At 60.6% G+C, this 2,582-nt stretch carries 1 protein-coding gene and 1 pseudogene; one reads left to right on the forward strand and one right to left on the reverse strand.

Annotated features, from left to right (window positions below; genetic code table 11):
* Window positions 1–1,017 (forward strand): annotated as a pseudogene (locus tag NE850_RS39235) (hypothetical protein); the annotation flags it as partial.
* Window positions 1,018–1,250: 233 nt separating this feature from the next.
* Here NE850_RS39235 and NE850_RS39240 read toward each other — a convergent pair.
* On the reverse strand, window positions 1,251–2,582 hold a 1,332-nt coding region (locus NE850_RS39240; protein ID WP_310700411.1), incomplete at its 5' end, for a hypothetical protein.

The raw sequence follows: 2,582 nt of genomic DNA on the forward strand, positions 1-2,582 counted from the left end.
ATGGATAACGGCAGTTCCTCGTCTTCCGGAACCGGCACCTCCTCGCATTCTGGAAGCCCGCCATCATCCGCATCTTCGGACCTGCCGCCATTCGCAGATTCGTTTCACGTCATGACATCGACAGGCTCAGCGCCGTCCTTTGCCATGATGGAAACGCTGAACCCGGGCGGATGGCATTCCACCGCCGGCAATCAACTCGACAACCCCGCCTACGTCAACCAATACAAAGCCGCGTTCGACGCGTTGCCCGCTGCGCAGCGGCGCGCCATCCGGGACTGGACTCATCTGGATATCGGCGGCGGCAGCGACAGCGACAGCGACCGCTATTCCAGCGGCGCCAGCTACGAAGGCAACAACTTCGAGTTGAATCAGCAACTCTACAGCCGTGTTTATGAAGCCAACACAGCCGTCAATGCCCGCAGGTTGCAGAAGGGCATCGACCGTCTGCCAAAACCGGCGGGACAGAGCCGTCTGCTGCGTATTGCCGACGTGGCCCCAGACTATGCCAGCCACTTTGCACCAGGCGACTACGTGACCAATTCGCCAGCGTTCATGTCCGCGTCGAGCAAAAACGAGTATGCGAATGCCACGTTGAAAGACGAGGCTGGCGGAAGTGGGCCCGATCATGCCCATGCGCTTTACGATATCGAGGCACTATCGGCGACGCCGTTCATCAAGCCCATCACTACGCTGGCCGATGAGGAAAGCGAATGGCTTTTCAGACCGAATACGGTATTCAGGGTCGAGGAAATCGCCACGGCTACACCGAATGACCCACAGGGAACGCGACGCATTGGGATGCGCCTGGTCGAAGTACCGATAACCGAGCCTACCTATGCGAAGAATATCTATACCGGCGAACTGGAACTGGTCTATCCGCCGGGAATGCAACCGGCCTACACGACGCTGCGGCCAACCACGAATCCGCCGATACGGCAACCGGTTCCGCAGCCTCCGCATTTGCCCCCGGCGCCGACGGCCGGCGACCCGAACGTGACTGCTCCAAAGCGAGTCTGATCTGATCGGCACGGCGAGCCCTAACATTCCCTAGTGGCTCGCTACGCTCGCGAGCGGCGCCGTTCGCGCGTGTGGCGCAGCCTGTTCAGTCGACGCGGCCCGGTACGCTGCGGGAATCAAGCGGCGTGCAGATGCATCAGCCGCCGCGGGCTGGCCCACTGACGGAGGCCGATGCCCTTGACGGCGCCGATGCAGTGGTTATCGCACAGGGTGTTCCATCAGCGCTCGGACTCTTACTGCGCTGGATCGGGGTGGAAGCGCGCGATCTCTTCCCGCAAATGCTGATTCGTGATCTCCTCAACCTGGTACACCGTCAGGTTCATACGAGCGGCGATCTCTGCCGACGTATGGCCTTCGCCCAGTTGACGGATCACCTCCTGCCTGTGCGCCGGCGAGACCGGCTGCGCACCTGCGGCCGCCGCGGGCTGGCTGGCCTGTTCGGCTAGAAACTCCTGATGCAGCTTCCGGGCTTCACTCTTCACATACCGGTCAATAATCGCGTTGACGACGTCAGGCCTCAGTTGCATGTTTTGCGCAATCCGCTCCGCCGGAATCTGATTCGTCAATTGTCTGAGAACCTCCGATGTCATTGGATCTTCGCCTGCAATCTGAGGCTCGTCGACGCGCTGGCGTTTTGCCGGTGGGTGCGTGTGCCCGCCGGTGGAAGCGCCTGGTTGCGGCGACGCAGGTCTGCGCAGCCCGGACGATTCGGCGGCTTGGTCCGCGCCGGCTGGTGCGCGAGCCATTCGCGCACGGTACAGGTCGGCGGCTAGACGGTCAGCCCGATACTCCCGGTCGATACGGTCCACGGTTTCGGGCTGGAGATGCATTTCTTGCGCGATCTGTGCTCCCGGTATGCCGGCGTCCAGCCGGGCAATAACCTCGCCTGGGAGTGTTAATGATTTCAACGCCGGACTCAAGAAATCCGCGGGATCCATAGTCTGTTTGATTTTCGCCACAGTATTGACAGACATCCTCAATTCTCTTCCCACGGCTGAATTTGCCCACCCGTCTCTAATCAAGGCCTTGGCTTTTTGCCCTGTTTTCTCCGATAACTTCGTAGCATCAGCACGGCGTAAGCCGCGAGCGGCGACGGGATCGATGGGGCGAGGCTGCGGTTCGTCGACATACGGGTGTCTGGCCGATGGATGCGTGTGCCCCCCGGTGGAAGTGCCCGGTTGCGGCGACGCAGGTCCGCGCAAGCCAGACGAAGCAGCGGGCTGTTGCGCACCGGCCGCCCGTTGATCTTCTCGTATAGGCAATGCCCTGTGCGCCATGGGGCCACGCCAATACCCTCCTATCAGATCGACGGTTTCAGGTTGAATATGCATATCTCGCGCGATCTCCACTCGCGAAGCGCCGGCGTTCAGCCGGGCCATGACCGTTTGTCTGAGTGAATTTGAGGCAAGCGGTGGGCTCGGGAATACCGCGAGATTCAAGCTTTTCCTTATCGCACGTACACTAAATTCGCCTATGCCTAATCTGTCCGCGGTATTCACAATCGTCCATCCGTCCCTAAGCAAGGCCTCGGCTTTTTGTCTTGTTTCCGCTGGTAAACGGCCGAC

Origin of the sequence: Paraburkholderia sp. USG1 (assembly GCF_031570135.1) — a bacterium.
GTDB classification, from domain to species: Bacteria; Pseudomonadota; Gammaproteobacteria; order Burkholderiales; family Burkholderiaceae; genus Paraburkholderia; species Paraburkholderia dioscoreae.